General features: G+C 65.0%; 22 protein-coding genes. 15 read left to right on the plus strand and 7 right to left on the minus strand.

Annotated features, from left to right (window positions below):
* Positions 1-37 precede the first annotated feature (37 nt).
* From DSM100685_RS05275 to rpmH, 5 genes are all read right to left on the minus strand, one after another.
* On the minus strand, positions 38-616 hold the full coding sequence (locus tag DSM100685_RS05275; protein WP_152350315.1) for a Jag family protein: 579 nt from the start codon (positions 614-616) through the stop codon (positions 38-40).
* Positions 617-766: 150 nt separating this feature from the next.
* Positions 767-1,777 carry a membrane protein insertase YidC gene (gene yidC / locus DSM100685_RS05280; RefSeq protein WP_152350316.1) on the minus strand — a complete coding sequence of 337 codons (1,011 nt, stop codon included), beginning with the start codon at positions 1,775-1,777 and terminating at the stop codon, positions 767-769.
* 13 nt (positions 1,778-1,790) lie between these two features.
* Positions 1,791-2,105, minus strand: coding sequence for a membrane protein insertion efficiency factor YidD (yidD, locus tag DSM100685_RS05285; protein WP_420837374.1), 315 nt, complete (start codon positions 2,103-2,105; stop codon positions 1,791-1,793).
* Positions 2,105-2,458 carry a ribonuclease P protein component gene (rnpA, locus tag DSM100685_RS05290; RefSeq protein ID WP_152350317.1) on the minus strand — a complete coding sequence of 118 codons (354 nt, stop codon included), beginning with the start codon at positions 2,456-2,458 and terminating at the stop codon, positions 2,105-2,107. Before rnpA ends, yidD begins: the two co-directional genes overlap by 1 nt.
* A 25-nt stretch (positions 2,459-2,483) precedes the next feature.
* Positions 2,484-2,618 carry a 50S ribosomal protein L34 gene (rpmH, locus tag DSM100685_RS05295; RefSeq protein WP_152350318.1) on the minus strand — a complete coding sequence of 45 codons (135 nt, stop codon included), beginning with the start codon at positions 2,616-2,618 and terminating at the stop codon, positions 2,484-2,486.
* Between the two features lie 355 nt (positions 2,619-2,973).
* On the opposite strand from rpmH, the gene dnaA reads away from it, so the two are divergent.
* From dnaA to DSM100685_RS05335, 8 genes are all read left to right on the plus strand, one after another.
* Positions 2,974-4,515 carry a chromosomal replication initiator protein DnaA gene (gene dnaA / locus DSM100685_RS05300; RefSeq protein WP_152350319.1) on the plus strand — a complete coding sequence of 514 codons (1,542 nt, stop codon included), beginning with the start codon at positions 2,974-2,976 and terminating at the stop codon, positions 4,513-4,515.
* A gap of 455 nt (positions 4,516-4,970) precedes the next feature.
* Positions 4,971-6,095, plus strand: a complete 1,125-nt coding sequence (gene dnaN, locus DSM100685_RS05305) for a DNA polymerase III subunit beta (protein ID WP_152350320.1) — start codon at positions 4,971-4,973, stop codon at positions 6,093-6,095.
* Complete coding sequence (recF, locus tag DSM100685_RS05310; protein ID WP_152350321.1) at positions 6,095-7,249, plus strand: DNA replication/repair protein RecF; 1,155 nt, start codon at positions 6,095-6,097, stop codon at positions 7,247-7,249. Before dnaN ends, recF begins: the two co-directional genes overlap by 1 nt.
* Positions 7,246-7,725, plus strand: coding sequence for a DciA family protein (locus DSM100685_RS05315; RefSeq protein ID WP_152350322.1), 480 nt, complete (start codon positions 7,246-7,248; stop codon positions 7,723-7,725). Before recF ends, DSM100685_RS05315 begins: the two co-directional genes overlap by 4 nt.
* Before the next feature lie 183 nt (positions 7,726-7,908).
* On the plus strand, positions 7,909-9,933 hold the full coding sequence (gene gyrB, locus DSM100685_RS05320; RefSeq protein WP_239512669.1) for a DNA topoisomerase (ATP-hydrolyzing) subunit B: 2,025 nt from the start codon (positions 7,909-7,911) through the stop codon (positions 9,931-9,933).
* A gap of 89 nt (positions 9,934-10,022) precedes the next feature.
* A complete protein-coding gene (gyrA, locus tag DSM100685_RS05325; RefSeq protein WP_420837375.1) occupies positions 10,023-12,743 on the plus strand; it encodes a DNA gyrase subunit A in 2,721 nt (906 codons plus the stop codon).
* Positions 12,744-12,780: 37 nt separating this feature from the next.
* Positions 12,781-13,302 (plus strand): DUF3566 domain-containing protein, encoded by a 522-nt coding sequence (locus tag DSM100685_RS05330; protein WP_152350324.1) that lies wholly within the window; start codon positions 12,781-12,783, stop codon positions 13,300-13,302.
* A gap of 112 nt (positions 13,303-13,414) precedes the next feature.
* Complete coding sequence (locus DSM100685_RS05335) at positions 13,415-14,542, plus strand: alpha/beta hydrolase (protein WP_239512662.1); 1,128 nt, start codon at positions 13,415-13,417, stop codon at positions 14,540-14,542.
* A gap of 5 nt (positions 14,543-14,547) precedes the next feature.
* Here the strand turns inward: DSM100685_RS05335 and trhA are convergent, their stop codons facing one another.
* Both trhA and DSM100685_RS05345 read right to left on the minus strand, forming a co-directional pair.
* Positions 14,548-15,390: a PAQR family membrane homeostasis protein TrhA gene (gene trhA / locus DSM100685_RS05340; RefSeq protein ID WP_152350325.1), complete on the minus strand. Its 843-nt coding sequence runs from the start codon at positions 15,388-15,390 to the stop codon at positions 14,548-14,550.
* A 485-nt stretch (positions 15,391-15,875) separates the two neighbouring features.
* On the minus strand, positions 15,876-16,808 hold the full coding sequence (locus DSM100685_RS05345; RefSeq protein WP_163200972.1) for a sugar phosphate isomerase/epimerase family protein: 933 nt from the start codon (positions 16,806-16,808) through the stop codon (positions 15,876-15,878).
* Between the two features lie 215 nt (positions 16,809-17,023).
* On the opposite strand from DSM100685_RS05345, the gene DSM100685_RS05350 reads away from it, so the two are divergent.
* The 7 genes from DSM100685_RS05350 to DSM100685_RS05380 all read left to right on the plus strand — a co-directional run bounded on the left by DSM100685_RS05350 (position 17,024) and on the right by DSM100685_RS05380 (position 24,444).
* Entirely contained in the window at positions 17,024-17,782 is a 759-nt protein-coding gene (locus DSM100685_RS05350) for a response regulator transcription factor (protein ID WP_152350327.1), read from the plus strand.
* A 5-nt stretch (positions 17,783-17,787) separates the two neighbouring features.
* Positions 17,788-19,041, plus strand: a complete 1,254-nt coding sequence (locus DSM100685_RS05355) for a histidine kinase (protein WP_163200970.1) — start codon at positions 17,788-17,790, stop codon at positions 19,039-19,041.
* Complete coding sequence (locus tag DSM100685_RS05360) at positions 19,038-20,003, plus strand: TraX family protein (RefSeq protein WP_152350329.1); 966 nt, start codon at positions 19,038-19,040, stop codon at positions 20,001-20,003. Before DSM100685_RS05355 ends, DSM100685_RS05360 begins: the two co-directional genes overlap by 4 nt.
* A 227-nt stretch (positions 20,004-20,230) precedes the next feature.
* On the plus strand, positions 20,231-21,136 hold the full coding sequence (locus DSM100685_RS05365) for a TraX family protein (RefSeq protein WP_240811891.1): 906 nt from the start codon (positions 20,231-20,233) through the stop codon (positions 21,134-21,136).
* Between the two features lie 49 nt (positions 21,137-21,185).
* Positions 21,186-21,761, plus strand: a complete 576-nt coding sequence (locus DSM100685_RS05370) for a hypothetical protein (RefSeq protein ID WP_152350331.1) — start codon at positions 21,186-21,188, stop codon at positions 21,759-21,761.
* Between the two features lie 227 nt (positions 21,762-21,988).
* A complete protein-coding gene (locus DSM100685_RS05375; RefSeq protein ID WP_152350332.1) occupies positions 21,989-22,837 on the plus strand; it encodes a hypothetical protein in 849 nt (282 codons plus the stop codon).
* A gap of 209 nt (positions 22,838-23,046) precedes the next feature.
* Positions 23,047-24,444, plus strand: a complete 1,398-nt coding sequence (locus DSM100685_RS05380) for an MGH1-like glycoside hydrolase domain-containing protein (RefSeq protein ID WP_152350333.1) — start codon at positions 23,047-23,049, stop codon at positions 24,442-24,444.
* Positions 24,445-24,851: the final 407 nt, after the last annotated feature.

The following is a 24,851-nucleotide window of genomic DNA, read 5'->3' on the forward strand; positions in this document are numbered from 1 at the left end:
GCCGTGGAATCCGCAGTCACGTCGTGCCCCGCCGCGGTCACTCGGCAGCAACCTCGTCGGCGGCCACCGGAGCGTCAGCAACCTCGTCGGCAGCGTCATCGTCCACGTCGTCGTCAGCGGCGGCGGAGTTCTTGAGGTAGATGGTCACGTAGCGGTGCGGCTCCTCGCCGTGGGAGCGGGACTTGAAGCCCTCCTCGCGGACCACGTCGTGCACGATCTTGCGCTCGAAGGAGTTCATGGGCTTGAGGTCGACGGGCTCGCCGGTCTCGCGCACCTCGTCGATGGCGTCCAGGGCCACGTCGCGCAGGCGCTGGCGCTTGTGCTTGAGGAAGCCGTCCACGTCCACGATGAGGTGCGAACGCTCGCCGGTCTTCTGCTGCACGGCCAGGCGGGTGAGCTGCTGCAGGGCGTCCACCACTTCGCCGTTGCGGCCGATCAGATGCTTGATGTCGGTGTCGTCGTCCGCGACGATCTGCACCATCGGGCGGCCGTTGCGCACGCCCATTTCGATGTCGCCCTCGTAATCGGCGATGTCCAGCAGGCCTTCGAGGTAGTCTGCGGCGATGTCGGCTTCCTCATTGAGCTGATCGATCGTCTTCGCGTCATCCTGTACCATGTGTGTCTCCTTACCCAAGCTGGTAACAGTATTCCAGTCCATCCCGACTACGTTGCCGCGGACGGCGTGGCGGAACGGGACCGGCCGCGCGCGTTCTCGCGAACGTTCCACGCGGCCGGCGGTCGTCTCTGTGACGGGTATGGAAGGCGCCTACTTGCGCTTCTTCCGGCGGACGGGCTGCTGGCGCTGGAAGCCGGTCTCGGCCTTGCGCGCGGCGTCTTCCTTGGCCTTGGCGAGGGCCTCCTCCTCGAGTGAGGGTTCGCCGGCCTTCTCGCGACGGGCGTTCTCGCGCTTGTGGTCGCGGATCTCCTTCTCCTCGGCGGCCGGGGAGCCCGGCGTCGGGATGGCGTACATCTGGTACTGGGAGCGGATGAGGTTGCACACGTTGTTGGTGATCCAGTAGACCAGCACGGCGAACGGGAACATCACGCCGGAGAAGATGTACATGACCGGGAAGCCGAACGCCATGGCCTTCTGCATGGTGTACATGGAGCCCTGCATGGAGGCCTTGGGCAGGTTCTTGCGCATGTTGTTGAACTGCATGAGGAACAGCGTCAGGCACATGAGAGCAATGAAGATGCCCATGATGATCTTGCCGTGCGTGTCCGACTCCGTGAAGCGCTGGGACAGCGTGACGCCGAACGCCATAGAGTTGGCGAAGTCCTCCGCGACGGGCTGGGTGAACGCGCCGAGCGGCTCGCGCACGCCGGTGGCGATGTACGACACGGCGGACAGCGTGTACCACACGGACATGAAGGCCGGGCCCTGCACGATGGCGATGCCGCAGGAGCCCATGGGGTTGGCGCCGTTCTCCTGATAGAGCTTCATCGTCTCGCGGCTCATGGCCTCGCGGCTGGCCGGGTCGTTCCTGCCCTTGTACTTGCGCTGGATCTTCATGATCTCGGGCTGGATGGCCTGCGTCTTGCGCATGGACTTCATGGAGTGCCACCACACGGGCAGGATGATGGCGTGCACCACGAGCACGAGGAACACGATCGACAGCACCCACGCGATGCCGGGACCATCCTGGAAGCCGAGGAGCACCAGGAAGTCGTGGAAGATCTTCATGATCCACGTCTGGAGCCATTCGATGGGCCTCAGGATCGTGTAGAAGAATCCGAAGAAACCGCTGTCAAGCGTAAAATGCTGGGAATCGTACATAATGTTTTGGGTCCTATTCCTTGGGTTCCCACGCCAGTGGCGTCACACGAGGCTCCTCATGGGCCTTGGACCACGAGAACCGATAAAACGGCGAGAACCGCCGGGGAACGTCGTCGATGCCGCCGGGATTCCATGGCATGCACCGCGCGATGCGCAACACGGCGAGCAACCCTCCCCTGAGCGCGCCAAAACGTTCGATGGCGGTGAGGGCATAGGCCGAACAGCTGGGATAATACCGGCACCGCGGCGGGGACAGCGGGGAGATCCAGCGCTGATACCACCGGATCATGGCGCCCATGGCCCTGGCTGCGATCGCCGGAAAGGCCATCAGTCCGCGACCTTGGCGCTGCGGGACGCGATCTTGCGGAACATGCCGGAGATCTGCTCCTCGAGCTGCGCGTATTCGGCGTGGGCGGCCGAAGGCTTGGCCCTCAGCACGACGTCGCATGATTCCGGCAGCTGGTCCTCATAACGGGCGGCCAACTGTCGGAACCGACGTTTCACCCCGTTGCGGGCAACCGCTTTGCCCACGGCCTTGGATACCGCCAGTCCCAATCGACGCTGCGGCAAGCCATCGGGCGACGAGGGGACGCGGTAGTGCGCGACGATGTCCCTCGAACCGACCTTCGCGCGGGTCTTCAGCACCGCGACGAATTCCTGATGGCTTCTAAGCCGTTCCACGTTCGGGCCGACGGTTCCGTGGCGATCAGGCGGACAGGGTCTTGCGGCCCTTGGCGCGGCGACGGTTGATCAGCGCGCGGCCGGAACGGGTGCGCATGCGAACGCGGAAGCCGTGCTTCATGTGACGGCGACGGTTGTTGGGCTGGAATGTCCTCTTCATAGTTGTAACTCCCGGGTCTGTTTAAGCCATGCGTGCGCACGGCTTCTCTTGAAGTCAAGCTATACCAAATTACACACCCGGCGCGACACAGTCAAATGCCGCGGAACGGGAGGCGGCGAGGAACCGAGTTATCCACCGATTCCTTCACATTTGTGGATAACTGGGCATCCACCGCCGTCCGGCTGGGAAGATTGCGGCGGACGAGGGTTATCCACAAATTACACACATGTTATTCACCGGTTTTTCGGGCGCAACACGCGAACGTTGTGGATAACTTTCCCAAAGACGTGTAAATATGGTCTACTGTCTATTTTGTTGTTCGCCCGCGCGACCCGAGGAACGGAGGTGACCCCCGATGGGCCAGACCACGCCTGACGCCGACACCCGGCGCATTTGGGGCACCGTCCTGCAGCTGCTGCAGCACAACGATTCGCTCACGGCCCGCGACAAGGGGTGGCTCGGGGACATCGAGCCGGAGGCCGTGTTCGGCACGACGATCGTGCTGCGCGTCTCCAGCAAGGCCACGCAGCAGGCGATCATGGACGTGCTCAACGCCCCGCTGCTCGAGGCGCTCAACATGGTCACGGGCAAGGACATGTTCCCCGCGGTCAAGGTGGTTCCCAAGGCCAAGGAGGCCCCGCGCAAGCCCGAACCGCAGCGCGAGCGCGATGCGTGGCCGGAGGCCCCCGCGGCCGAGCCCGAGCGCCGCCGCGACGCGGAGAAGGCGCCGCGCATGCCCGAGCAGCCCAGCATCGCCGAGCTGGCGGAGTCCTACGCCAACCAGTCGATGGTCCAGCCCACGTTCGACACCCCGAACTACCCGGCCGACGGCCGCCGCATCGAGCGCGACCCGGGCACGCACCTCAACAAGAACGCCACGTTCGACACCTTCGTCCCCGGCGACTCCAACCGCTTCGCGCGCACGGTCGCGCTGGCCGTGGCGGAGGGCTCCGGACGCGACTTCAACCCCCTGTGCATCTACGGCGGGTCGGGCCTGGGCAAGACCCACCTGCTCAACGCTATCGGCAACTACGCCCTGGTCAAGGACCCCACGCTGAAGGTCCTGTACGTCACCAGCGAGGAGTTCACCAACGAGTTCATCTCCGCGCTGCAGAACTCCGCGCGCTCCCAGGGCCAGATCGCCGAATTCAACCGCCGCTACCGCGAGGTGGACGTGCTGCTCATCGACGACATCCAGTTCCTGAGCGGCAAGACCGAGACGATGGAGCAGTTCTTCCACACGTTCAACGCGCTCTACCAGGCCAACAAGCGCATCGTGATCGCCTCCGACGTGGCGCCCAAGAACCTCAAGGGCTTCGAGGCCCGCCTGATCTCCCGATTCGACTCGGGACTGACGGTGGACGTCAAGCCGCCGGACCTCGAGACGCGCATCGCGATCATCAGGATGATCGCCTCACGCAACAACGTGGCCGTCCCCAACGACGTGCTCGACCTCATCGCGGAGCGCTTCACCGAGAACATCCGCGAGCTCGAGGGCGCCCTGACGCGCGTCACCGCGGTCGCGAGCCTCAACAACCAGCCCGTCACGCGGGCCCTCGCGGAGCAGACGCTGCAGGACTTCTTCGCCACGGACGTGGAGATCAAGCCGACCGACATCATCACGCAGGTGGCCAAGTACTTCCGCCTGACCTTCGACGACCTCGTGGGGCGCTCGCGCACCAAGAACATCGCCAACGCGCGGCAGATCGCCATGTACCTCGCCCGCGAGATGACGAGCATGTCCCTGTTCGACATCGGCCAGGTGTTCGGCGGGCGCGACCACACCACCGTCCTGCACGCCTACCAGCGCATCAGCGACGAGATGCAGGAGAAGCGCGAGACGTACAACTACGTGATGGAGCTGACGGTCCGCCTCAAGCAGCATCCGAACAACTGACGGAATGCGGCCGGCCGAATCGGCGGATGTGCACAACTCGGATTTCCGCGGCCTCGCACTATCCTCAAAGTTATCCACAGGGTTGTGCACGAATGTGGGTAACCGCAGGGTATAAGCCGTGGAAAACGCCGAAAACGGTTGTTCACAATATGTGGATCCATCCACCGAATTTGTGGAAAACTTTTCCAAGCCTCGACATCGGTGGATAACCCACCCACTTATCCACAAGTCCATTCGCATGTTATCCCCTGTGCACAACGCTGTGAACAACCGCCGTTCCGCCGAAAATCCGACTTATCCACACCATCCACCGCCCTTATTATGACGATGATTGATATAGATAAGCTCATCACCGCCATCACCAGTGCCCGGCCGAAGGCCCTGCGGGCCCGGCCTGCTCCCGGCTAGAATGAAATCCAGATCCGATCAGCCGAAACCACAACCCAAGGGGCACCATGAAAGTCGAAATCAACTCCTCCGCTCTCGCCGACGCCGTCGCCTGGACCACGCGCGTCATCCCCGCGCGTCCCGCGACGCCCATCCTCGCCGGCATCCGCCTCGAGGCCATCGACGGCACGCTGCAGCTGAGCGCGTTCGACTACGAAGTCTCCGCCCGCCACCACATCGAAGCCGGCGTGGACGAGGCCGGCTCCGTGCTCGTGCAGGGCAAGCTCCTCGCGGACATCACCAAGAGCCTTCCGGCGGAGAAGGCGTACCTCGCCACGGACGATTCCAAGATGACCATCTCCTCCGGCAAGTCCACGTTCACCCTGCAGCTCATGCCCGACGCCGAGTACCCGGACCTGCCGATCGTGCCGGCCAAGCTCGGCCAGGTGGACGGCCCCACGTTCGCTCAGGCCGTCGCTCAGGCCTCCGTCGCCGTCTCCCGCGAGGAGAACCGACCGGTGCTCACCGGCGTGAAGATCACGTTCGAGGGCGACAAGGTCGTCATGACCTCCACCGACCGCTTCCGCCTGTCCCGCGCCATGTTCACGTGGACGCCGCAGAACCCGGACGTGAACACCGTCACGTTGGTGCGCGGCAGCCTGCTCAAGGACGTCGCCCGCTCGCTCGACACCGCGCAGAACGTGGTCATCGACTTCGACGAGGACAACCCGACGATGCTCGGCTTCGAGAACGCCGGCCGCGTGTCCACCTCGCAGCTCATCGACGGCGAGTTCCCCGCGGTCGACCGTCTCTTCGCGGACGACTACCCGATCCAGGTCGTCATCAACCGCCAGCAGCTCATCGACGCGATCAAGCGCGTCTCGCTGGTAGCCGAGCGCAACGCCCCGATCCGCATGGTCTTCGCCGGCCAGGAGCTCACCCTGTCCGCCGGCGCCGTGGACGAGGCCCAGGCGCTGGAGACCCTCGACGTGGACATGGACGGCGACGACATCACCGTGGCCTTCAACCCCTCCTACCTCGTGGAGGGCCTCGCGGCGATCACCGAGCCGTTCGTGCGCATGAAGATGACCACCGCCGTCAAGGCCGTGGAGTTCAACGGCCAGCAGGAGGCCGACTCCGACGAGTCGATGGACTACCGCTACCTGCTCGTGCCGATGCGCTTCAACTCCTGATGCGCATCAGCCGTCTCGCCCTCGACCACTGGCGGTCCTGGACCTCCTGCGTGCTCGACTTCGAGCCGGGGGTCAACATTCTGCAGGGCCGCAACGGTCTGGGCAAAACCAACATCGTCGAGGCCGTCGAGGTGCTCGCCACCGGCGGCAGCCACCGCGTCTCGTCGTCGCTGCCGCTGGTGCAGCGCGGCGAGCGGACGGCGACGGTCCGCGCGAACGTCGAGGACGGCGGCCGGACCGTCACCTACGAGCTCACCGTGCCGGCCCGCGGCGCCAACCGCGCGCGCATCAACGGCGGCCCGTCCCTGTACATGCGCGACATCCTGGGCCGCATCCCGTGCGTCACGTTCGCCCCGGAGGACCAGCGGCTCGTGGCAGGCGACCCCGCCGGGCGCCGCGGGTTCCTCAACCAGTCCGGCGCCCTGCTCTCCAGCGGCTACTACGACCTCGCGCAGCGCTTCGGCCGCATCGCCCAGCAGCGCGGCGCCCTGCTCAAGCGCATCGCGGGGCGCGACGGTCGCGAGCCCATCGACGCGGCGCTGAGCGGGCTGGAGATCTGGACCGGCCAGTTCATCGAGGCCGGCGTGGCGCTCACCCGCATGCGCGCCGAACTCGTGGAGCGCCTCGACGGGCCGTTCGGGCAGATCTACGCGCGGCTGACCGGCGGCACGCAGCGCGCGAGGCTCGTCTACGAGCCGAACTTCGAGGAGGTGCTCGCCTTCGAGGACCCCGAACCGCACATCAGCGAACACTTCCGCCGCATCTACCCGGGCGAGGCGTCCCGCGGGGTGAACCTGCTCGGCCCCCAGCGCGACGACGTCACCGTGGAGCTCGAGGGCATGCCGGCGCGCGAGTACGCGTCGAACGGCGAGATGTGGACCATGGCGCTGGCGCTCAAGATGGCGCTGTTCGAGCTCGTCGGCGAATCCGGGGCCAAGCCCGTGGTGATCCTCGACGATGTGTTCGCGCAGCTGGACGAGTCCCGGCGCGGGCAGATCCTCGACTTCGCCGCCGACCAGGAGCAGGTGCTCATCACCGTGGCCGCCCACAGCGACATCCCGGACGCGGGCGCGCACGTGATCGACGTGGCCGCGCTGCTGGACGACTCGGACTCGGACGCGGACATGGACGCGGTTGCGGGGGCGGGCGCATGACCCCGCCGATCGCGGAGACCCTCAAGCTGGACGCGCGCAAGCTGCCCGCGCAGGTGTTCGAGCGCTTCACCCGCCGCCAGTTCTCCCGCCGCGCGCGCGAGGAGCGGGCCGAGAAGGCGTGGGAGAGCTTCGGCAAGCCGGGGCGAGACCCGAGCCGGCTGGCGTCGGTGGCGGACGTGCTCGCCATCCGCGGCAACTGGGGACCGCACTTGAAGCTCGCGCAGCTCGAGAACCACTGGGACCAGGTGGTGGGCCCCGGCATCGCCGCACATTCGCGCCCGGCCGGCTACGACCGCGGCGTGCTCACCATCCGCACCGAATCGACGGTGTGGGCCACGCAGCTGACCTATCTGATACCGCAGCTGCAATCGAAGATCGCCGAGCGGCTGGTTGGTTTGCCGATCGAACGAATCGTGGTCACGGGCCCGCGCGCAGGCTCGTTCAGCCAAGGGCGATACGGGCGTACAAGGCGCTGACGTCCTTTATTGCTGGTACCCTAGCCATCGGTATGTGAACGCCCAGAAACGCCCTTTATTCGCGTTTTGGGACGGTAATGACAGCGCAGCGACCCTCGGCATGGAGGGCATCGGGCGCATGAAAGGAACTCTTCAGTGGCAGAACTCAATACTGGGGAAACGCCGGACGCCGAATCCGACGAACTGCAGGATTCGCAGCTGGACGATTCGCTGGCTCCCGAGCATTACGACGCCTCGGACCTGAAGGTGCTCGAGGGCCTTGAGGCCGTGCGCATCCGCCCGGGCATGTACATCGGCTCCACCGGTCCGCGCGGCCTGCACCATCTGGTCTACGAGATCGTCGACAACTCCGTCGACGAGGCCCTGGCCGGATACGCCAGCCACATCGAGGTGACGATCCTGCCGGGCAACGGCATCCGCGTCGTCGACGACGGCCGCGGCATCCCCGTGGACGAGGTGCCCGGCGAGGGCGTCTCCGGCGTCGAGACCGTCATGACCAAGCTGCACGCCGGCGGCAAGTTCGGCGGCGGCGGCTACGCGGTCTCCGGCGGCCTGCACGGCGTGGGCATCTCCGTGGTGAACGCCCTGTCCACCCGCGTGGACATCGAGGTGCGCCGCCAGGGCTTCCACTGGACGCAGACCTACATCAACCAGAAGCCCACCGCGCGCCTGGCCAAGGGCCGCCCGATGGACGAGGGCGAGTCCACCGGCACGTCCGTGACGTTCTGGGCCGACCCGGCGATCTTCGAGACCACCGTCTACGACTTCGAGACGCTGCGCAGCCGCTTCCAGCAGATGGCCTTCCTCAACAAGGGCCTCAAGATCACCCTCACCGACGAGCGCCAGCTCGACGAGGCCGGCGACGAGGTGGCGGGCGACGGCGACAACGTGGCCGAGGAGCTGCACCAGACCGTCACCTACCAGTACGCCAACGGCATCAAGGACTACGTGGCCTACCTCGTCAAGTCCCGCAAGGCCACGCCGGTCGAGGAGGACGTGATCGACTTCGAGGCCGAGGACTTGAAGCTCGGCATCTCCGCCGAGGTGGCCATGCAGTGGACCACCGCCTACTCCGAGGCCGTGCACACGTTCGCCAACACCATCTCCACCACCGAGGGCGGCACCCACGAGGAGGGCTTCCGCGCGGCGCTGACGGGCATGATCAACCGCTATGCGCGCGACAAGAACATCCTCAAGGACAAGGACGAGAACCTCTCCGGCGACGACGTGCGCGAGGGACTGACGGCCGTGGTGTCCGTCAAGCTCACCACCCCGCAGTTCGAGGGCCAGACCAAGACGAAGCTCGGCAACTCCGAGGCCAAGACCTTCGTGCAGAGGGTCATGACCGAAAAGCTCGGCGACTGGTTCGACGCCCACCCGTCCGAGGCGAAGATGATCATCCAGAAGGCCATCGAGGCCTCCCGCGCGCGCATCGCCGCCAAGAAGGCCCGCGAGAACACGCGCCGCAAGTCCATCTTCGAGTCCGCCGGCATGCCGGACAAGCTCAAGGACTGCCAGTCGAGCAACCCCTCCGAGTGCGAGCTGTTCATCGTGGAGGGCGACTCCGCAGGCGGCTCCGCCATCCAGGGCCGCAACCCGATCACGCAGGCGATCCTGCCGTTGCGAGGCAAGATCCTCAACACCGAGCGCGCGAGCCTCGACCGCATGATGAAGTCCGACACCATCGAGTCGCTCATCACCGCGGTGGGCGGCGGCTACGGCGAGGACTTCGACCTCAACAAGGTGCGCTACCACAAGGTCATCATCATGGCCGACGCTGACGTGGACGGCGCCCACATCGCCACGCTGAACCTGACGCTGTTCTTCCGCTACATGCGGCCCATGATCACCGCCGGGTACGTGTACGTGGCCATGCCGCCGCTGTACCGCCTCAAGTGGACCAAGGGCCCGCACGACTTCGTCTACACGGACACCGAGCGCGACCGCAAGCTCGCCGAGGGCAAGGCCGCCGGCCGCCAGCTGCCCAAGGGCGAGGGCATCCAGCGCTACAAGGGTCTGGGCGAGATGACGTACCAGGAGCTGTGGGAGACCACCATGGACCCGGACCACCGCATTTTGAAGCAGATCCACATCGAGGACGCGGCCCAGGCCGACGAGACGTTCTCCATGCTCATGGGCGACGAGGTCGAGCCGCGCCGCCTGTTCATCCAGCGCAATGCCAAGGACGCGCGCTTCATTGACGCGTGAGCGGAGATGAACGGACAGCAGAGCATTGACGCGTGATGCGCGTGACGGCGTCCCGATGACGGTTTGACGGAACAAAAGGAAGTTTGTAAGTGGCAGACGAAACCAACAACAACGACGGCGAGACCAACGACGGCGAGATCTTCGACGGCCAGCCCACGCCCGACGGCTCCAGCGAGCCGCTGAGCCCGCAGGAGGCCGACAAGACCGACTACGGCCTGCTCAAGGGCACGGCGATCGTGCAGCGCGACCTGCAGCAGGAGATGCGCGACTCGTACCTCGCGTACGCCATGAGCGTGATCGTGGACCGCGCCCTGCCGGATGTGCGCGACGGTCTGAAGCCCGTGCACCGCCGCGTGGTCTACGCAATGTACGACGGCGGCTACCGCCCCGACCGCGGCTACAACAAGTGCGCCCGCGTGGTGGGCGAGGTCATGGGCAAGTACCACCCGCACGGCGATGCCGCGATCTACGACACCCTCGTGCGCATGGCCCAGTCGTGGTCGATGCGCTACATGCTCGTGGACGGCCAGGGCAACTTCGGCTCCCCCGGCGACGACCCGGCCGCCGCCATGCGTTACACCGAGTGCCGCATGGCCCCGCTCGCCATGGAGATGGTGCGCGACATCGACAAGGACACCGTCGACTTCATCCCCAACTACGACGGCAAGACGCAGGAGCCGACCGTGCTGCCCGCGCGCTTCCCGAACCTGCTGGTCAACGGCTCCTCCGGCATCGCCGTGGGCATGGCCACCAACATCCCGCCGCACAACATGCGCGAGGTGGCCGACGGCGTGCACTGGGCTCTCGAGCACCCGGACGCGTCCCGCGAGGAGCTGCTCGAGGCGCTGCTGCAGCGCATCAAGGGCCCGGACTTCCCCACCGGCGCGACGATCCTCGGCCACAAGGGCATCGAGCAGGCGTACCGCACCGGCCGCGGCCTGATCACCATGCGCGCGGTCGTCAACACCGAGGAGATCCACGGGCGCATGTGCCTCGTGGTCACCGAGCTGCCGTATCAGGTCAACCCCGACCGTCTGGTCGTCTCCATCCGCGAGGCCGTGCGCGACGGCAAGATCACCGGCATCGCGGACATGCGCGACGAGACCTCCGGCCGCACCGGTCAGCGCCTCGTGCTCGTGCTCAAGCGCGACGCCGTGCCGAAGGTCGTGCTCAACAACCTGTACAAGCACTCCCAGCTCCAGCAGACGTTCGGCGCGAACATGCTCGCCCTCGTGGACGGCGTGCCGCGCACCCTGTCGCTGGACGCGTTCATCCGCCACTGGGTGAAGCACCAGCTCGACGTGATCGCCCGCCGCACCGCGTACCTGAAGCGCGAGGCCGAGGAGCGCGACCACATCCTGCAGGGCTACCTCAAGGCCCTCGACATGATCGACGAGGTCATCGCCCTCATCCGCGCCTCCAAGGACGTGGAGACCGCGCGCACGGGCCTCATGGAGCTGCTCGACGTGGACGGCGTGCAGGCCGACGCCATTCTGGCCATGCAGCTGCGCCGCCTCGCCGCCCTCGAACGCCAGAAGATCCTCGACGAGCACGAGGAGCTGCAGCGCAAGATCGCCGACTACGCGGACATCCTCGCCAAGCCGGAGCGCCAGCGCAAGATCATCGGCGACGAGCTCGACGAGATCGTGGCCAAGTACGGCGACGACCGCCGCACCAAGATCCTGCCGTTCAGCGGCGAAATGAACGTGGAGGACCTGATCGCCGAGGAGAACGTGGTCGTCACCGTCACGCACTCCGGGTTCATCAAGCGCACCAAGGCCGACGAATACCGCGCCCAGCACCGCGGCGGCAAGGGCGTCAAGGGCGCCAAGCTGCGCGAGGACGACGTGGTGGACCACTTCTTCCTCACGTCCACGCACAACTGGCTGCTGTTCTTCACCAACAAGGGCCGCGTGTACCGCATCAAGGCGTACGAGTTGCCGGAGGGGTCGCGCGACTCCAAGGGCCAGCACGTGGCGAACCTGCTGCAGTTCGGCCCGGACGAGACGATCCAGACCGTGCTGTCCATCCCGAACTACGAGGTGACCGAGTACCTGGTGCTCGCCACCCGCTCCGGCAAGATCAAGAAGACGCGCCTCGCGGAGTACGACTCCCCGCGTCAGGGCGGCCTGATCGCCGTGCGCCTCATGGAGTCCGAGGACGGTTCGTGGACCGACGAGCTCGTGGGCGCCGCGCTGTGCAACTCCACCGACGACATCATCCTCGTCTCCAAGCTCGGCATGAGCCTCAAGTTCCAGGCCAACGACGAGCAGCTGCGCCCGATGGGCCGCCAGACCGCCGGCGTGCAGGGCATGAAGTTCCGCGACGGCGACGAGCTGCTCGCCATGGACGTGGTCTGGGGCGACACCGACAAGGACCTGCTCGTGGTCACCAACGAGGGCTTCGCCAAGCGCACCGCCATCGAGGAGTATCGCCTGCAGGGCCGCAACGGCTACGGCGTCAAGGCCGTGCAGCTGACCGAGGAGCGCGGCACGCTCGTGGGCGCGGTGATCGTGGCGGAGGACGACCAGATCATGGCGATCATGAAGTCCGGCAAGGTGATCCGCTCCGACGTGGCCGAGGTCAAGCGCACCGGGCGCACCACGCAGGGCGTCACGCTCGCCAAGCCGGACAAGGGCGACGAGATCATCTCCATCGCGCGCAACGAGGAGAAGGACGACGACGAGGACGAGACTGCGGATTCCGCGTCCGAGACCTCGGGCGAGACCGCTTCGGAGACCGCCGCTCCGGCCGATGCGTCGCAATCCGGTGAAGCCTCCGCCGAGGCCGGCGACGCTGTGCAAGAGTAGTGGTAATCTGCCCTAAGACCGATCTCAAGGAGAAGCCATGACCGAAAACATGAACGAGCCGCAGGCCACCGAGCCCCGCGCCGAGCATCTGGGGCGCGAGGCCCGTTCCGTGGCTTCCAACGAGGTGCCGGCCGCGGCCCCGCGCGAGGCGGGAAGGCAGCCGCGCCCGGCGGTGCCGCTGTCCTCCGCCCGCCGCGCCGTGCCGCGCGCCCGTCGCATGAAGCTGTCGCTCACGCACGTCGACCCGTGGAGCGTGGCCAAGGTGTCGTTCCTGCTGGCCATCGCGGGCGCGATCATCCAGATCGTCGCCGTGGGGCTCGTCTGGGCGCTGCTCGACGCCACTGGCCTGTTCGCCAGCATCACCACGATGATGTCCAACACCGGCCTGAACTTCGATCTGGCCAGCGTGCTCCAGTTCGGCACGGTGATCAGCGCCGTGACGATCTTCTCGATCTTCGAGGTTGTGCTCGTCATGGTGCTCGCCACCATCGGCGCGTTCCTGTACAACGTGGTGTGCGCCCTCGTGGGCGGCGTGCACGTCACATTGGGCGATGACTGACGCCATGACCGGCGTGAATGACGCAAACGACGGGCGGCCGTCGATTCCGGAGGAAACGGGATCGGCGGCCGCCGCCGTATCCGGGGCAAATGCGACGGATACGGAGGAAACGTTGGGTTCGGGCTCCGCGGGTGCGAACGACGTGCGGGACGAGGCCGCGCAAGTCGCAGATCCATGGACCGTGGACCCGTGGGAGGACGACGACATTCTCGACGGCTATCAGCGCGCCACAGTCCATCTCGGACCGGATACGGAGGGAGCCGACGGTGAGGCCGTGGCCACCTTCGTGCGCAAGGACCCCGCGAAGCTCGGTCTGATCGAACGCCTGCGCCGTCTGCGTCTGCGCATGCTCGGCAAGCCGCTGGCGATCATGTACCTGCACGGCTGGAACGACTACTTCTATCGCCGGCACGCCTCCGAATACTGGGAGTCGATGGGCGTCGCGTTCTACGCCGTGGACCTGCGGCGGTACGGGCGCAGCTACCGGCCGGGCGAAACCGCCGGGTACATCGAGGACCTGCATGCGTACGCCGCCGAGCTCAACGCCCTGCGCGACCAGATCGTGCGCGACCTGGGCGACGACGTGCGGATCCTCGGCATCGGGCACTCCGAGGGCGGGCTCATCATGTCGCTGTGGGCCAACCGCGAGCGGCCCCACCACGTCCACGCGCTGGCCCTCAACTCCCCGTGGCTCGAGCTGCAGGGCAACACCACGTTCCGCCTCATCTCCACGCCGGTGCTCAAGGGGTTCCTGCTGGCCGGCGGCAAGACCCCGCTGCCGCTCAACGACCCGGGCTTCTACGGCCGCACCATCGACAAGGCCACCGGCGGCGAATGGGACTATCCCTCGTCGCTCGCGGCCACGGGCGCGCAGTTCCAGCCGCGGGCGGGATGGATGCAGGCGATCTTCAACGGGCAGGCGGAGGTGGCCGCCGGGCTCGACATCCAAATGCCCGTGCTCGTATGCACGTCCGACCGGTCGATGATGCAGGGCACGTGGGACGAGGCCATGCGCTCATGCGACGTGGTGCTCGACGTGACCGCGATCCGCGAGGCGGCGCTGAAGCTCGGCGACCTCGTCTCGATCGCGCGCATCCGCGGCGGCATCCACGACCTGACCATGAGCCGTCCCGAGGCGAGGCGGCAGTACTTCGGCATCGTCACGGCGTGGGGCGGGCAGACGGCGTGGCGCACGTTCCTGCCCGGTCCGGCGGTGCAGGCGGCCCTGCGGAGGTTGTAAGACGGTCAGCGCATGGCGCAGACGGTGAGGTAGACGGCGACGACGTGGCAGGCGTAGCCGACGACCGTGCCCGTGTGGAACACCTCGTGGTAGCCGAACCAGCCGGGGACGGGATTGGGCCTGCGCCACGCGAAGCAGACCGCGCCCGCGATGTAGGCCGCGCCGCCCGCCGCGATGAGGATCGTGGCCGCCGGTCCCACCGCCGGGGCCGTCCACAGGAACGGCAGCAGCGTGACCGGTGCGAGGCCGAGCACGATGTAGATCATGGTGAAGATCCAGTCGTGGTTGTGGTACCAGATCACGTGCGCGACGGATCCGATGAGCGCCGCCGACCAGATGACGATGAGGTACGGCCAGCGGATGCGCCCGTCCAGCGCGAAGAGGAACGGGGTGTTCGTGCCGGCGATGATGAGGAAGATGTTGCAGTAGTCGATCTGGCACAGCACCTTGTTCATGCGCGGCCCCCAATGGCCGATGTGCAGCAGCGCGCTGTTGCCGAACAGCAGCATCGCCGTCGCGCCGTACACCGCGCACGCGATCTTGACGGCGCCCCACGGGGCCACGCAGATGAGGACGATCGACGCGGCCACGGCCAGCGGGAACGTGACGAGGTGCATCACGCCGCGCAGCCGGGGCTTGGCGATGTAGTCGCGTTCGGGGCGGTTCCGGTTCGCGGCCGACCGGCGCAGCAGACGCTCCCGGCGCTGGGCCTCCTTGCGCGCCGCAGTGGCCTCACGCGCCCGTTTGCGCGCATGGGCGACCCGTTCGCGCACCTCATGCTCCCGGCGCTCGCGGTATTCGAGGTGTTCGCGCCGGAACCTGTTCGCATTCGTCATCGCCGTGCTCATGCCTCCGATCGTACGCCGGGAAGCCCGTGGCCGGAGCTGCTCATTCCGTGGGAGAACAGTTGCGGATTGAGCGGATTGAGTGCGCTGGAGGGCCGCGGAGGCTTGTGAAATCCTATGGCGTCCTATGCGAGGCTGGTGGGGCATCCGTTTCGCTCAATTTGCGGGTGGTTGATTATGGATTGAGCGGATCGAGTGCGTGAGGAGCATGTTCAAGCGTGCTACGCACTGGATCCGCTCAATCTGCAGGATGATGGTCGGAGATTGAGCGGATTGGATGCGTGAGCGGTCCTTGAACGCTCGTTGGGCATCCGTTTCGCTCAATCTGTCGGAAGACGTTCGTGGATTGAGCGGATCCAGTGCGGGAAAGTCCGGGTTGGGTGCCGCATACTCAATCCGCTCAACAATCCGCTCAATCTGATGTGAGATGTGGGTGTTGTGTGCGTGGACGGAATCGGGAGCTGCGAAATCCGAAACCGCATGGATCGTCAATCCGCGAACTGGCGAATCGTCTCGCCGATGCGGTCGTCCAGCGTGCCTTCGGTGATGACCGGCAGGTAGGGGCGGTGCGCGTCCACGATCTCCAGCAGACGGGCCACGGGCGCGATGCCGTCGCCGATCTGGCAGGGGGTGATCTCCGCGGCGGCGGAGGGCGCTGTGCCGGCAGCGGATTTCGTGGCGGAGGGCGCCGTGCCGGAGGGCACCGTGAAGTCCTTGAGATGGAAGGCCACGATGCGCTCGCCGAACCGCCGGAACGCGGCCTCGGTCACCGCAACCTCACGCTCGGCCGGGTCGCGCGGATCGGCGGCGTCGTTGCCCGCCGGATCGTCGAGCGCATGCCCGGCCGGGTCGAGGATGATGCCGAGGAACGGCGAATCCACCGCGTCGAGCAGCCTCTCGGTGCTGTCCAGATCGTGCAGCGCGTGGTGCGGGCACGGCTCCAGACCCACGATCGCGCCGAACCGCTCGCCCACGTCGGCCAGCCGGCGCACGAGGTCCACAAACTCGGCCCACGCGGCCGGCGATTCGCCGCCGTCGCCGCCATCAGGCGTGAGCCGTCCCGGATGCGTGCCCACCACCGGCGCGCCGAAGTACCGCGCGTGGCGCAGATACGCTTCGAACGTGGCGACGGCAGCCTCGCGCTCGCCGCCGGACTTGTCCATCGGATTGACGTAGCAGCCCATCACGGCCACGGACACGCCCCGCGCGGCCAGCGCCAGACGGCAGCGCTCCCCCATGCCGGGGTTGATCGCCGCGGCGCCGGAGGGCATGTGCGGGAACGATTTGCCGAGCGCCAGCTGCGTGCAGTGCGCGCCCTGCGCGGCGAGGCCGTCGGCCAGCGAGTCGAAATCCGTGGCGGTGGTGATGTCGTGCCCGCGGGCGCCGAAGTTGATGGTGTGGGAGGTGTACGTCGTTGTCATGCCTTTGAGCATACCGTTCGCCGGGCCGCGGGAACGCGTTCGTTGCCGCGCGTTGGCGGACGGCGTTGGAGACTGGTTGCGCGTGCTCACACTTCTCAAAAATTTTGAGAAGTAAATGGCAAAACTTCTCAAAATTTTTGAGAAGTGCGCATCTGACCAGTCGCCGTCCGTCATCCAAAAGACGATGCCGAGCGCGCCCAAGATAAGCTGGAGACATGAGCGGGGTGGAACGAGCGAACCGGGATGGCCAGCGATTTCGCATCGGCGTGGTGGACAACGACGCCATGGTGCTCGTCGCCCTGCGCGCCATTTTGCGGCAGCGGCTGGAACCGTTCGGCATCACGATCGCTTGGGCGGTCCGGGGTGGCGAGGAGGCCGTGCAGCGGTGCGTGGACGTGGCGTCCCGGCCCGATCTGGTACTGGTGGACATGGGCATGGACGACGTGGACGGGGCGACCGTGTGCCGGAGGATTCGCATGCTGTCCGACCGGATCGCGCTGCTTGCCATGACCTCGTATTCGCTCAACCGGTACCGTGACGCCGCGATGCGTGCCGGGGCGCAGGCGTTGCTGGACAAGGCGGACACGGACATGTTTGTGCGGCGGATCGTCGCGTGCGCGGAGGGACGGCCATACGCGGAGGACGGATTTCCCACGCCGGCGCAGGCGCATCGGAGGCTGTGCGCGGGGCATGCCGCAGGTCGCTCCTCCGGACACGGCGGTGCAGGACCGGGAGCGGACGAGCAGAGCAATGCGCTGCTCCGGGGATTGTCCGACAAGGAGATCGAAGTCATGGACTACTGCATTCAGGGCTACACCTCCCGCGAAGTGGCCGCCAAGCTCGGACTGACCGAATCGACGGTGAAGACGCACGTCCGCCACGCCATCGCGAAACTGGGCGTGCGCAACAAGCTGCAGGCCGTGCAGCGGTGGACGGCGTTGCGGGCCGCATCCGGATCGGGGCGTGCGCAATGACGTGGATGGAACGTCTCAGGCGCTCGGCCCGCCCCTACGCGGTGCCGCTCATCGCCGCCACCGTGCTGCTCACCATCGTCGATGGCGTGGCGAACCGGTCCATGTCGAATCTGGTGCCGGTCACCACCTGCCTGTACGCGCTGCTCGTCATGGAAACCTACTGGTGGCCCGCGTTCGGCTCGTTCGGCGTCGTCGCGATCGCCGTCACCGCCGCGCTCACGCCCCGCATCATCCTGCCCATGCCGGTGTGGAGCCTGTGGTTCGTCTACGGCATGCTCGCGTACCGTCGCAAACACGCGGCGCTGGCGGTCACCCTGCTGCTGGGCGTGGCGGGCACGGCGGGCGGTGTGATGCTGGGTCGATACCCGCTGTGGAACATGGCCAGCATCGTGTCGCTGGACGGCTCGTTCTGTCTGGCCGCGCTCGCCGGATACGCGCTGGTGGAGCGCGGGCGGATCGAGGAGGCCAAACGCGTGGCGGCGGAGAACGCGCGCATGAAGCGGGATCTGGAACTCGGCAGCCGCATCCACGATTCGGTGACGCAGGGGCTGACGGTCATCGCGCTCACGGCGGAACGGGAGGCGGCGTCCGCGGACGCGGCGGCTTCCGACGGGAGTGACAAGGCGTGGGATCTGGTGGCCCGGACGGCACGCGCCACGCTCGGGCAGCTGCGCGAGGTGATCGACATTCTCGGCGGCAGGCAGGCGGATGCGGTGAGCGATCAGTCCGTGATTCCCGTCCCGGTTGAGGCATCGGTTGAGTCCCCGGGCATGAAGGATTATCCGGCCGCCGTGCGCGCATTGGCCCACAGCGGCGACGATCGTCTGCATGCGCTGGGATTCGGCGGGCAGACGGTCGTGGAGGTTGATCGGTCCGGCGTTGGCGCAGACATGGGTGCTGCGGACGCGGGTGCCGTGGGCAGTGCGGACGCATGGCGGGAAGTGCTGGATCTGCTTGGCCAGCTGTACACCAACATCGCCGGACACGCCGATCCGCACGGCGGCGACTATGCGCTGCGCGTGACCGTGGCCGAGGAACGCGTGACGATCGTGCAGTCCAACGGCGTGGCGGTGGATTCCGATGAAAATGCGCCCGGCGCGGTGCCGCATGCGGGACGCGGATTGGCGTTGCACCGCAGGCGGGTGGCCGCGCTGGGCGGCACGCTGCACACGAGTTTGGAGGACGGCGTGTGGGTGCTGTCCGCCACGGTGCCGCTTGCGTCGGCTCGCCGCCGCGGCGATGTCCAGGGGAGGGAATGATGGAAACGTCAACGACGGCCGGGCGGCGGTTCGGTCTGAGCAGCTTCGGATTGAAGATCGTCGGATGCGTGTGCATGGTGTTCGGCAGCATCGCCATGTACGTGCCGGGTACGCCCATTGCGTTCGCGTGGATCGGTCAGGCGGCTCTGCCGATCTTCCTCTATCAGGTCGGATGGAGCTGCGAATATACGCGTAGCCGCCGGCGGTACCTGCTGCGGCTGTATGCGGCCAGCGTGGCGACGGGGTTCATACTGGCGGCCTGGCCATGGCCGGGACTGGGCGTGAACGTGTTTCCGGTGCTGCTGCACACGGCGATCATCATCTGCATGCTGCTGGAGCCCGATGTGCGCACGCGCATACGGTACGCGCTGCTGTACGTGGCGTGGCAGGTGGGTGCGTACGTGCTGCTGTACGAAGGCGTGGCGCGGGTCGTCCGGCTGATTCCCGAGTCGTATTATTCACAGTGGTCCGCGTCGTTTGACCTCGAACGATTCCTGCAAAGCCTGTTCGGCATGGCCCTGTTCATGGACTACGGGTTGTTCTACGTGGCCGTTGGCGTGGGGCTGTGGCTGTGCCGCAAGTCGCGGGCGCATGTGACCGTCACCATGGCGCTCATCGGCGTGGTGAGCATGTTGATATATTCCGAATCCTATGCCATGGCCATTCTGCAATTGCCGGGGCGTTTGCTGGGAATGGAGTGGAATGAGGCGGAATCCCTGAACCAGACGTTGCATAGGGTGTTGTTCGCCAACCGTCTGGTCTACGCCTATCCCGCGCAAAATCTGCCTTCCGACAATTTGGGGTGGATGATGATTTTCGCGCTGCCGTTCATGCTGCTGCATAACGGTCGTCGCGGGTGTGGCGGGCGCTGCACCAAGTGGTTGTTCTACGTGTTCTATCCCGTGCACATTATGGTGCTGTTCATTGTCGGGCGTCTGTTGGGTTACGGTACCATCTTTTAAGGATGTATTACAGATAACCGTGCCGTTTTCCTACGATTTTATCGGTCGCTAAGTGACTGATTTCGGATAGGGTATATTCATCATCTAAAAGATGATATACGGATGGACGGTTTTATCATTATCTTGTCATGATAAATATCAAAAAATATCAATGAGAAGGTTTTTGCGAAAAGATAATATCTGGTTGTAGTGGCTGCTATTCCATCTATCTTTTCCTTGGATGGTTGGTGATTGCGATGAAAGTGCGTTTGCAACATATTCCGCTCATTGCTGGAAACGGTCTTACGGGTTTCGATCTGAAGATCATCGCCTGCGTCATCATGGTGATTGATCATATTGGCATGTTTATTCCGCATATGCCAGTGGAAATGCGTTGGGTGGGGCGCATGGCGATGCCTGTATTCATGTTTTTGATAGGTCAGGGCATGGAACATACGCGCGACCGCAAGCGATACATGTTGCGGCTATACCTTGCCGGCGTGGTGATGTCTCTGCTGCAAGTCGCATTGCAAATACCGAATAATATATTCCCAACTTTATTGCAAATAGCTATTATTATTGACATCATTTCCAAACAAAGCAATAAGGCTAAGATTTGGCGAATAGCATTATACTGTCTATGGCAAGTTGTGTGTGATGCTTTGTATTATTACGCTATTTATAATACTGATAATGCTGTGTTGAGTTATTATAGTCCGGTTTTGTTTGCCCTATTCAATTTTGGTCCATTTGAATATGGGTATGGCTTTATAATAATGGGCGTTCTGTTTTGGTTGTATGGGAAGTCAAAACTCGGTATTGCGCTATCTTTTTCGATTTTTACGATTTCGTATGTGCTGATGATGAATAATCGGTATTTGCTGAATTTTCTTCTGGATACAGTGTGGTTTGATTATCATTCATATTGGTACTACATAACATATCAAATGGCATCGGTTGTTGGCATGCATCCCATGGTTATGGGTCGTTCCCTGATGGAATATCCGCAGTGGATGATGATCGCTTCTCTTCCGCTGTTGCTGTTATACAATGGCCGACGCGGTGCCGGCGGCGGTGCTGCCAAATGGTTTTTCTACGTGTTCTATCCCGTGCACATTGCGATGCTCTTTGCGATTGGACGCTTGCTGGATTAGTGCATCATCTTTTCGATGAGCGGCTACTGCGCTCGAATAGCATGCAGGCATGAAGATCATGAAACGTCTCGGCGGGCCGGCACTGGCCGGCGCATGCGTGCTGCTGGTTGTGCTTGTGGCCGCTTTCGCAGGTACCGTTGCCGGGCCCGGGCGGTCTCCCGCGGAGGCGACGTCCGGGCCCTTCATCGAAGCGACGGACCCCGTCTCCCCCGCCGCCATCCGCGATCCCCGACCGTTGGCGATGCCCGCGCAAACCATGAGCCTTGCGCCGATCAAACAAGGCGTGCGGCGTCGCACGGTCGTCTATCCCGCATTCGAGTTCTCCGGACGCAGCATGCCGCCCGGCGACGGGGACTCGTTCGTGCTGTATTCCGCGCGCCGATTCACCGGCAAGCAGCGCTACGACGTGTTCGTGCGCAATGACGGTGACGGAGGCATGACCGTGCGCGTATGGAAGATCATGCGATCGTGGTGGGCGTGGAGCCGTGTGATGGCCTGTGAAGTGCGCATCCAGGCGCATGGCGCGGCCGGATTCCGGGTGGCCGGCATGCAGGCGCAGGAGGAATGGTATTTCACCGTGGCGGGCGACGGCATGGCGAGCGATTTCAGCGGGGATGTCCGATAAATAGCCTTCGTTGCCGCCGTGCCGTCGTGATGCCGTGTCGGGCGGGTGAATGGATATCGGGCAGCGGAGCGGGCGATGAGGCGGATGGTCACGCGGCGGTCACGCAGGCAATCGGATGGCCAAGCCGTGAGGGTAGTCCGAAGGACGATCAGCGGACATCCTTGATGGATTGTTCCGCAGGCAATGCGGGCAATTGCACGGACGATCGAGAGGAAGGAATACACGCTATGAACGGTTTGACGCTCGCCGTCATGGCGGCCGCATGCCTGATCGCGCAAGTCACCGCGCAACTCATTCCCGGTGCCCCGATCTGGCTCGCTTGGGCGGGGCAGATCGCCATGCCGCTGTGCGCGTTTCTGGTGGGGCGGGGCTTCGAACGGACGCGTAACCGGGTTGATTTCCTCATTCGTCTGCATATGGCCAGCGTGATGACGGCGGCTCTGCAAACGCCGCTGCACATCGACGTCAATCCATTCCCCGCGCTGGTGCAGATCGCGCTCCTCGTCACGTTCCTCTTCTGGCATGACCGTCGTCGGCGACTCATCGGTCTTGGCGCGTACGTGCTGTGGCAGGCCGCGTGGTTCGCGCTGCTCAACGCAGTGCTCCCGTTCCATGCGGTTCCGGCGCTGTATGACCATCGGCACCTCGTCGCCGCGTTCTTCGGGCTCGTGCCCATGTGGGACTATCGCGCATGCTTCATCGTGCTCGGAGTACTGCTGTGGCGGTTCCGTCGTTCGCCGGCTGGCATTGCGGTGGTGATGACGGCGTTCTCCCTGCTTTGGCTTGCCATGATGAACACGCGGTTTGGGCTCGGCGTGCTGTATTTGCCGTACCGCATTGGGGTGGCGGATCCTGTGGGTATGAGTGCCACGGCTATGAGTCCTGTGATCGTGAGTCCCACGGAAACTGCGTGGTCGATCGCCCTGCAGTATCTGGGCTTCGATCCGTTCGCCATGGGCTCCCCGCCGTTCGGGCCGCAGTCCCCATGGATGATGATCTTCGCGCTGCCGCTCATGCTGGCCTGCGACCGCCGGCGGGGCTTTGGAGAACCGCGAATATTGCGGTCGGCTTTATGACGAACTTCGCAGCCAACTTCGTAAAGCTTCGTAAAACTTCGCAACGATCTTAAGATGATGCGAAGCTCTGCGAAGTTCGTTGCGAAGTTGTCGCGTGAACCGCGTTATGCGTCGCGCCGACCGAGGCATCCTTTAAGCTGGGCACGTCGGAATCCGCGTGAAGCCGGAAGCTGAAGAAACAAGAGTCCGAGGAGCAAAGGAGCCCCGATATGCCGCAATCACGCGTCACGTTTTCCACGGACGACGAGCTGGAGCAGCGGTTGTTCGACGCGGCCGAGGCCAAGTCGCTCGGTAACATCAAGGACTTTGCGGGGCGGCCGGTACTGGTGGAGGGCGGCGGATACGAGAAGATCTGGCTGGAGACCCAGCCGATGGGCGGCGAGATGTACGCCAAGCGCGATCTTGAGGTCGGGCTCAACAACCAGCTGTTCTTCATCGAGACCCAGCGCGAGGATGGCAGGCTCGCCGGTGCGATTGCGTGCGAGGGCGGCGTGGTCGACCCGCAGTTCAACCAGTTCCAGGGCTTCTGCTTCGCCGAGCCGGCGCTCAACATGTACTACCTGACGGGCAGGAACCCGGACTATCTGCACGCGCTGTACCGTGCGCTCAAGCGCTTCGACGCTTACCTGTGGGCCACGCGCGACTCCGACGGCGACGGCTGCCTGGAGACGTGGTGCCAGTTCGACACCGGCGAGGACCACGCCCTGCGCTTCGCCGACGCGCCCACCCAGTGGCGGCCGGACACGCCGCCGACCGGCTTCGAGGTGGTGCCGATCGCGTCGATGGACTTCATGGGCTACTCGTACGCCTCGCGCGACGTGCTGGCCCGCATCTGCGCGCTTGCCGGTCAGCAGGAGGAATCCGCGAGTTGGCGCGCGAAGGCCGATCAGGTGCTGAACCGCATGCGCGAGTACCTGTGGGACGACGGTCGCGGTGCCTACTTCGACCGCGACAGGCATCACCGCGTCATGCCCGTGCTGCTGCACAACACGCTGCGCACCATGTACTGGGGCGCCATCACGCCCGCCATGGCCAACCGGTTCGTGGACGAGCACCTGACCAATCCGCGCGAATTCTGGCCGGCCATGCCGCTGCCGAGCGTGGCGGTCAACGACCCGCTGTTCCGCAACGTGCCCACCAACAACTGGAGCGGCGCGTCCGAGGCACTCACCTACCAGCGGGCCATCCGCGCGCTGGAGCGATACGGCCGCTACGAGCTGATTCCCAAGCTCGGGCGCGCGCTCATGGAGGCGATCGGCCCCGACGGCGCGTTCGTGCAGCAGTTCGACCCGTTCACCGGCCGGCCGTACGAGTCCGCGTTCCCCGGGCAGCGGCAGGACGCATACGGCCCCTGCATGCTGTCCGTGCTGGAATACCTTTCGCGCATGCACGGCGTGCACATCGAGTTCGACCGGGTCATCTGGGGCTCCTGCGGCAAGGCGTCCACGGACTACACGCAGGAGTGGGACGGCCGCACGTTCCGCATCGTCAGCGACGGTCGGTGGGCCGAAGCGTTCATCGACGGGGTTCGCGCGTTCTCTGTGCCCGCCGGGCGCCGCGTGGTCACGGACCTTACCGGGGAAATGCTCGCGCAATGCGATTTCTGACCTCATGCACCGGGTAGCATGCCGATCCGGCGGCTGCCGCGCGAAGGCACAGGGTTGGAATTCCGCCATTGTGCGGTTGCCACGCCATGCTGATTCGGGCGGCCTATCGGGAGGGTTAGGTCAGAAATCGAATGTTCCGCGCGAAGTGGGCGTGTGCGCATCAAGTAAGCGCAGACTTGGTGTTAAAACTGTGGATTTTTGCGTATCCTCGGTGGTGGAACGTGGTCGCAGGTACCATTCCGCCGTTCCTCATCTCTCGTTCCCGTCTCCGAACGTATGCCAGATGCATGCCGCGTTATACGAAAATCGCCCGTTCGGTCCAACCTGCGGGCCATTTTGCGCAGGTTGGACCGAACAGGCGATTTTGGAGCCTCTCGGGAGGCCATTTTTCGGTCATTCGGTCCAAG

Origin of the sequence: Bifidobacterium avesanii, assembly GCF_009299475.1 — a bacterium.
GTDB lineage: Bacteria > Actinomycetota > Actinomycetes > Actinomycetales > Bifidobacteriaceae > Bifidobacterium > Bifidobacterium avesanii.